The organism is Streptomyces sp. NPDC029159, assembly GCF_055564055.1.
This window is the reverse complement of the sequence record NZ_JBVHWT010000030.1, coordinates 1-7,533: the sequence shown is the minus strand read 5'-3', so window position 1 is coordinate 7,533 and position 7,533 is coordinate 1. Positions and strand designations below refer to the sequence as shown.

Sequence of the window (7,533 nt, the reverse complement as noted above, 5' to 3'; positions counted from 1 at the left end):
CTTCCCACGGCTTCGGCCGCGCCACCCCGCACCCCCAGATCACCGGTCCGGGGGCGATCCAACCACGTCGAAGATCATTTCGTTAGGAGTTCTTACAGGCGTAGCGCGCCTCCTCCCGGGCGAAGTCCGGGGCGTGTCCGGCAACGTGGAGCAACGCCTCCAGAGGAAGCCCCGGCGCCTGAAGCACTTCCAGGCCGCCATCGGCCACGTCCTGCGGGGAGACCAGGCCCTGCTCATCGGGCGCGTACGCGCTCACCGGCGCGCCCGCTGCGTCGGCACTTCGGGAACGGTTGGCGTCGAGGCCGGCGGGACGGCGTTCTCGAAGGTGTGCTCGGCGGCGATGAGTTGTCGGTCCAGGACCGCGGCCGGCGGTCGGCGGTGGCTCAGCCGTCGTACGGCAGTAGTGCGGGCCGCTTGGCGGGGCGGCCGTCGCCGGAGGAGCGGCCGGTCAGGCGGCGGCCGATCCACGGCACCAGATGCTCGCGGGCGAACCGTACGTCCGCCGAGCGCCGGGCCCGCCAGCCCGGTGCCACCGCGGGCGGCAGCGGGGCGTCCCAGTCGCTCTCCGCCTCGAAACCCAGCGTCTGCCAGACGGCCTCCGCCACCCGTCGGTGGCCCTCGGCGGTGAGGTGGAGCCGGTCGTCGGCCCACATCCGCGGATCGGCCAGTGCCCGGGAGGAGTAGAGGTCGACGACGAGTGCGCCGTGCCGGGCGGCGACCGCGTCGATGTGCGCGTAGAGCTGTTCCATCCGCGGCCGGAAGCGCTCCAGGACCGGGCCCTGCCTACCGGGGCTGCGCATCAGCACCAGCTGACCGCCGCCCTTGGCCAGGAGCGCCGCCGTGGCCGAGAACCGCTCGCAGACCTGCGCCACCTCGCACTTGGGCCGCAGCACGTCGTTGAGTCCGCCGACCATCGTCACCAGGTCGGCGCCCATCGCGGCCGCGGGCCCGGCCTGGTCGTCGGCGATCTGGCCGATGAGCTTGCCGCGGACGGCGAGGTTGGCGTAGCGGAAGCCGGGGGTGCGGGCGGCGAGGCGGGCCGCGAGCAGATCGGCCCAGCCGCGGTAGGAGCCGTCCGGCAGGCCGTCCGACATCCCTTCGGTGAAGCTGTCGCCGACCGCGACAAAACTGGTGTAGCGGGCATTCATCTCCATGGCGCGGCGATCCTATCCCGCGGTGTACGGTCACGTACCGACCGGTGTGCACAACGAATGAGAGGGCGGGTTCGCGATGACGCCTCGCCGTGGCGTGGCCGGTGCCCCGCCGACCTTCACGGAGAGCGCCCGACGGCAGCAGCTGATCGACTGCACGATCGAGCTGATCGCCGACCGCGGCTATCCGGCGACCTCGCTCGCCGCCATCGCCGAGCGCGCGGGCCTGTCCAAGGCGGCCGTCCTCTACCACTTCTCCTCCAAGGACAACCTCACCCGCGCCACGCTCACGCAGGTCCTGGAAGCGTTCGCCGCGTACGTCACCGAGCAGGTGGCGAAGGAGGACGATCCGCGGGAGGCGGTGCTCGCCTACGTCCGGGCGATGATCGGCTACCAGCGGGCGCACCGCAGCCAGGTCCGGGTGATCACCGAGATGCTGCTGGACGACGAGGGCGGCACCCGGCTCAAGACGCCCGGCTCGCACGACACCCACGGCCGCTGGCAGTTCCTGGCCGCGCTGCTCGCCGCGGGTCAGGACGCCGGACGGCTGCGGCGCTGCGACACCCGCACCGTCGCGCTCGCCATCGGCGGTGCCATCGACGGTGTCATCGCGCACTGGCTGGCCCACCCCGACCTCGATCTGGACGCGGCCACCGCCGAACTGGAGACGTTCACCCGGTACGCGATCGAGCCGCGGGACTGAGCGGGACGTGCGGGCCGGGCTGCTGCCCGCCCCGCACCTGCCGGTCCGGGGCGCGGCCGGACCCCCGTACCGCCCGTGCCCCGGACCGGCTCACGCCCGCCGGGCGAACGGCGGGGCGTGTTCCGGGCGGATCCCGATGCCGCCGAGGTAGCCGGTGACCGTCCGCAGCGGCGGCACCCGGCGCAGCAGCCGGAGCATCAACGGCAGCCGGTGGGCGTCGAGGGTGCCGTCGAGAGCGGCGGTGATCAGCCCGTGTTCGGTGTGCTGGGCCTTCTGGGCGACCGTCAGCGGCAGGTGGCGGCGGCGCTGGACGCGCGCCAGATCGCGGACGGAGACGGTGCCCGCGCGCAGCGGAGCGGCCAGGATCCGGGCGGCGGCGACGGCGTCCTGGAGCGCGATGTTGACGCCGACGCCGCCCACCGGCGACATGGTGTGCGCCGCGTCCCCGATGCAGAGCAGCCCCGGCCGGTACCAGCGGCGCAGCCGCCCGAAGGTCACCTCCAGCAGTTTGACGTCGTCCCAGGAGCCGATCGTGCCGGTCACCCGCGCGTCCCAGCCGAAGAGTGCGCCGAGCCGGTCGCGCAGCCACTGGATGTCCTGGCGCCGCAGTTCGGCGTCGCGGCCCTTGCCGATCAGGTACGAGGTCTGGAAGTAGTCGCCGCGGTCCATCGTGACGGCCGCCTGCCCGCCGCCGAAGCGGGCGAAGACCCGGCCGCCGGTGTGGGCGTCGGCCGGGGCGTCGACCCGGACCTGCCAGACGTCCATCGGTACGTCGAAGAGATCCTGGCGCAGTCCGGCGGCGGCCGCGACGGCCGAGCCGCGGCCGTCGCAGGCGACGGTGAGATCGGCGGCGAGGGTGCCGGCGCGGCCGTCCGCATCGCGCAGCCGGACGCCGCGCACCCGGCCGCCCTCGGTGAGCAGTCCGGTCACCTCGGTGCACATCCGCAGCTCGAAGGAGGGCTCGGCGGCCGCGGCGCGGGCGAGCAGATCGAGGAAGTCCCACTGCGGCACCATCGCGAGGTACGGGTGCCGCCCGGGCAGGTGCCGCATGTCGGCCATCACGACGGTGGTGTCGCCGATCCGGGCCCGCATCTCCGCCAGCCGCGGGAACGGGATCTTGGCGAACTCCGCGCCGAGCCCCAGCTCGTCGAGGAGGCGCAGCGTGGCGGGGTGGACGGTGTCGCCGCGGAAATCCCGCAGGAAGTCGGCGTGCTTCTCCAGGACGGTGACCTTCAGCCCCGCCCTGGCCAGCAGCAGTCCGAGCATCATCCCGGCGGGTCCGCCGCCCGCGATGCAGCAGGTGGTGCGTGTCATCTTGTGCCCCCTCGGTGTCGGCCGCCGTCGCAAGCCACGGCGGAGCGAGCGGCCAGGGCGTACGGCACACCGTCGGCGCACCACGTCTGACCGATCGGTCAGTAAACTAACCGATCGGTCAGACAGGGGTGGTGCGGGGGTGCGTCCCGGCCGTACGGGGGCGGGGTGCGGGCCGGGGCGGGCTCAGGCCGCCGGTTGCTGGAGGACCAGTTCGCGCAGCACGTCCTCCATCGTCACCAGCCCGGCCAGCGTGCCGCCCTCGCCGATGACCGCGGCGAGATGCGTCCGGGAGCCGCGCATCGCGGTGAGCACGTCGTCCAGCGGGGTCGCGGCCCGCACCCGGGCGATCGGCCGCATCGCCGACACCGGGAACGGCACCTCCCGCGGCATCGCGTCCAGCGCGTCCTTGACGTGCAGATATCCCAGGATCCGGTGGGTGTCGTCGACGACCGGGAAGCGCGAGAAGCCGGACGCGGCGGCCAGCCGCTCCAGGCCCTCCGGAGTGATCCCCAGGCCCGCCGAGACGACCTTCTCCACCGGCAGCACCACATCGCGCACCGGCCGGCGGCCCAGCTCCAGGGCGTCCCGCAGCCGCTCCTTGGCGCGCTCGTTCAGCAGTCCCGCGGCGCGCGAGTCGTCGACCATCCGGGCCAGCTGATCGTCCGAGAACGTCGCCGTGACCTCGTCCTTCACCTCGACCCGCAGCAGCCGGAGCGCCCCGTTGGCCAGCTTGTTGACCGCGAAGATCACCGGGCGCAGCGTCCGGGTCAGCGCCACCAGCGGCGGGCCCAGCAGCAGCGCGGTGCGCACCGGCTCGGCCAGCGCCACGTTCTTCGGCACCATCTCGCCGAAGAGCATGTGCAGATAGGTCGCGAGCGCCAGCGCGATCACGAACGAGACCGGGTGGACCAGTGCGTCGGGCACCGACACCGCGTCGAAGACCGGCTCCAGCAGATGGGCGATGGCCGGTTCGGCGACGGCGCCCAGTACCAGCGTGCACAGCGTGATGCCGAGCTGGGCGGTGGCCAGCAGCGCCGAGACGTGCTGGAGCCCCCACAGCACCCGGTGTGCGCGGCGGTCGCCCTCGTCGGCGTGCGGTTCGATCTGGCTGCGGCGCACCGAGATCAGCGCGAACTCGGCGCCGACGAAGAACGCGTTGACGACGAGGGTGAGCAGCCCGACGAAGATCTGCAGCACGGTCATCGGGCGGCCTCCCGCCCCGGCCCGCCGGGCGATTCCGCGGCCGGTGCGTGCAGCAGCACCCGCGCGGCGCGGCGCCCGGACGCATCGAGCACATCCATCGTCCAGCCCGCCACTTCCAGGGTGTCGCCCTCGGTCGGGATGCGGCCCAGGCCGGCGGCGATCACCCCGGCGAGCGTTTCGTACGGGCCCTCGGGCAGCCGCAGTCCGATGCGGGCGAGCTGGTCGGTGCGGGCGGCGCCGTCGGCGTGGTAGAGGGCGTGGCCCTCGGGGTCGCTGCCCGCCGCGGCGAGGTCGGGCGTCTCCATCGGGTCGTGCTCGTCGCGGACCTCGCCGACCACCTCCTCGACGATGTCCTCCAGGGTGACGACGCCCGCGGTGCCGCCGTACTCGTCGATGACCACGGCCATGGTGCGCTTGCCGGAGAGCCGGTCGAGGAGCTGGTCGACCGGGAGCGTGGCCGGGACCAGCAGCGGTTCGCGCAGCAGGTCGGACACCGGGCGGCGGGCGCGCAGCTGGGCGGGGATGGCCAGCACGTCCTTGATGTGGGCGACGCCGACGACGCCGTCGAGGCTGCCGCGGTAGACGGGGAAGCGGGACAGACCGGTCGCCCGCGTCGCGTTGGCGACGTCCTCGGCGTTGGCCTGGAGTTCCAGGGCGGTGACCTGGACGCGGGGGGTCATGACGTTCTCGGCGGTGAGGCCGGGGAGGTTGAGGGTGCGGACGAACAGCTCGGCGGTGTCCGGCTCCAGCGCGCCCTCCTTGGCGGAGTGCCGGGCCAGCGCCACCAGCTCCTGCGGCCCGCGGGCGGACGCCAGCTCCTCGGCCGGCTCCAGCCCCATCCGGCGCACCGTGCGGTTGGCGGTGGCGTTGAGATGGGCGATGAGCGGGGAGAACGCGGCGCTGAACGCCCGCTGCACCCCCGCGACCCGCTTGGCGATCGGCAGCGGGCTGGAGATCGCCCAGTTCTTGGGGACCAGCTCGCCGACGACCATCAGCACGACGGTGGAGATCGCGGTGCCGAGGACCAGCGCCACGGACTGGGCGGCGGTGTCCGACAGGCCGATCGCGTCGAGCGGTCCGGCGAGCAGGGTGGCCAGTGCGGGCTTGGAGAGCATGCCGATGACCAGGCCGGTCACGGTGATGCCCAGCTGGGCGCCGGAGAGCTGGAAGGTCAGTCGGCGGACGGCCTTGAGGGCGCTCTCCGCGCCGCGCTCGCCGCGCTCCGCGGCGCGTTCGAGATCGCTGCGCTCGACGGTGGTCAACGAGAATTCGGCGGCGACGAAGACGCCGCAGGCCAGCGTCAGCAGGAGTGCCAGGGCCAGGAGGAGCAGCTCGGTCATCGGGTCACCTCCGTCCCATGATCGAACAGGATCCGGAGGTTCGCGCTCTGTCGCGAGCAGGCTCGGCAACTGGGAGGTTCGCCCATGGCTGGACGTTCACACACCTTTCGCAGGAGGAGTCGTACGGGCGCCGGGTGCGCCTGCGTACGAGAGAAAGAACCCCACCATGGTAAAGGGTCAGCAAAAGTCCGGGCGGTGGGCGCGGTGCGAGGCTACGGGCATGCGGAAGGGGCCGCCTCCCGGGAGGCGGCCCCTTGTTCCGGTTCTGCCCGGCGTCGGTCCGGCGCGTCACACGCCGCTGGGCACCGGCCGCGGCGACGTCTCCGCGCCGCCCGCCGAGGGCTGCCGCGGCGGTGCGCCGTCGCCGCTCGTGCGGTCCGCCGGATACATCCCGCGGGTGAGATGGCGCCGCAGGGCCCGCCCGGCGGGGCGGTCGACGAGGCGGTACAGGGCGTAGGACAGCAGCAGGGCGAAGCCGAGCCCCGCCGCCACGGACGGCAGCAGCCCCAGCCCCGGAGCCACCTGGAGGAGCCCCTTCGCCACCGGCACGCCGATGCTCTGGTGCACCAGATAGAACGGATAGGTGAGCGCGCCCGCCGTCACGAGGGCGCGCCACCGTATCCGGGCCAGCGGGCCGAACGCCGCGAGCGCCAGTACGACGAGGAAGAAGGTCAGCAGCGCGGCGCACGCGGCCCAGGAGAGCGCCCCGCCCGCGGCGGGCTTCACGGTGTGCGCGGCCACCCGGTCGTGCAGCACCGTCAGCTCGTAGCACCAGGCGAACCCGGCCAGCAGCCACAGCACGATGTTCTGCCCGAAGCGGTGCATCAGGTAGAGCGCGATCCCGGTGACGAAGAGGCCCGCGTACTGGCTCAGCACGACCGCGTCGAGCGCCTCGGAGTGCAGCTCGCGGGCGAGCAGCGCCAGCGTCAGCCAGGCGCCGCAGAACGCGATCATGCGGCGGTAGGTGATCCCGATGAAGAGCATCAGGGCCATCAGCAGGTAGAAGCGCGCCTCCACCCACAGCGTCCAGGCGACCCCGTCGATCAGGGTGAGCCCCATCGGCCCCGGCGCCATCGTCAGATTGCCCAGCACCGTCCGGGGATCGATCGGCGTCGCCGCCTCCAGATGCGCCACCCGCGCGGTCACCACCAGGGCGACGACGAGCAGCACCGCGCACCAGTAGGTGGGGAAGAGCCGGGACACCCGTGAGACGACGAACTGCGCCGGGGTCCGCCCCCAGCAGCTCATGCAGATCACGAACCCGCTGATCAGGAAGAAGAACTCCACGCCGAGCCAGCCGTACCGGCTCACCTCGTGCAGCGCCGGAACGGTCTCCCGCAGGTCGTACCTGCCCCAGAAGTGCGGGGTGGTCGTCCCCAGGAAGTGGTACGCGGCCACCGCGACGGCGGCCACCAGCCGCAGCCCGTCGATGGCGGCCAGCCGCGCCCCGCCGCCCTGGGGCAGGGGGCTCCCGTCCGTCCGGTCCGCCGCGGACGCGCGCCCCTTCCGGGCGGGAAGTAGCGAAGTGCCCCTGAGCACGGTGGTCCTCCAGAACGAGTCGAACGCCCCGCCGGATGACGGGAGGGCCGACTATATAACGTGTGTATACGCATGATGTATATACGGAGGGTATAGGGGTGCGTGATCCATCAACCCCGGTGTGTGGGCCGCGAGTTGGGAACGGGAAAGGAAAAGGGGCTTCCCGTCGGGGCCCCCACGGGCCCACAGGAAAACCCCCCCGTTTTGTTTTTTTTCCCCCTCCCCCAACCGCCGCCTCCCCCCCCCAGTCCCACTGGTCCTCCCGTTGTCCCCCCCGGCCGAC

7 protein-coding genes are annotated in these 7,533 nt (G+C 73.0%); 1 reads left to right on the top strand and 6 read right to left on the bottom strand.

All coding sequences use genetic code 11. The features are described 5' to 3' along the window. Positions 1–82 precede the first annotated feature (82 nt). Positions 83–256, bottom strand: a complete 174-nt coding sequence (locus tag ACZ4U4_RS30945; RefSeq protein ID WP_467881319.1) for a hypothetical protein — start codon at positions 254–256, stop codon at positions 83–85. 127 nt (positions 257–383) lie between these two features. After that, entirely contained in the window at positions 384–1,154 is a 771-nt protein-coding gene (locus ACZ4U4_RS30940; RefSeq protein ID WP_467881316.1) for an SGNH/GDSL hydrolase family protein, read from the bottom strand. 76 nt (positions 1,155–1,230) lie between these two features. Between ACZ4U4_RS30940 and ACZ4U4_RS30935 the strand changes: the two genes are divergently transcribed. Then, entirely contained in the window at positions 1,231–1,854 is a 624-nt protein-coding gene (locus ACZ4U4_RS30935; protein WP_467881313.1) for a TetR/AcrR family transcriptional regulator, read from the top strand. A 90-nt stretch (positions 1,855–1,944) separates the two neighbouring features. Here ACZ4U4_RS30935 and ACZ4U4_RS30930 read toward each other — a convergent pair whose 3' ends face one another. The 4 genes from ACZ4U4_RS30930 to ACZ4U4_RS30915 all read right to left on the bottom strand — a co-directional run bounded on the left by ACZ4U4_RS30930 (position 1,945) and on the right by ACZ4U4_RS30915 (position 7,250). Next, positions 1,945–3,168: an FAD-dependent oxidoreductase gene (locus tag ACZ4U4_RS30930; protein ID WP_467881310.1), complete on the bottom strand. Its 1,224-nt coding sequence runs from the start codon at positions 3,166–3,168 to the stop codon at positions 1,945–1,947. Between the two features lie 183 nt (positions 3,169–3,351). Next, positions 3,352–4,371 (bottom strand): hemolysin family protein, encoded by a 1,020-nt coding sequence (locus ACZ4U4_RS30925; protein ID WP_467881307.1) that lies wholly within the window; start codon positions 4,369–4,371, stop codon positions 3,352–3,354. Next, positions 4,368–5,711 (bottom strand): hemolysin family protein, encoded by a 1,344-nt coding sequence (locus ACZ4U4_RS30920; protein WP_467881304.1) that lies wholly within the window; start codon positions 5,709–5,711, stop codon positions 4,368–4,370. The genes ACZ4U4_RS30925 and ACZ4U4_RS30920 overlap by 4 nt, the downstream gene beginning before the upstream one ends. 288 nt (positions 5,712–5,999) lie before the next feature. Further along, entirely contained in the window at positions 6,000–7,250 is a 1,251-nt protein-coding gene (locus ACZ4U4_RS30915; protein ID WP_467881302.1) for an acyltransferase family protein, read from the bottom strand. Between the last annotated feature and the right edge of the window lie 283 nt (positions 7,251–7,533).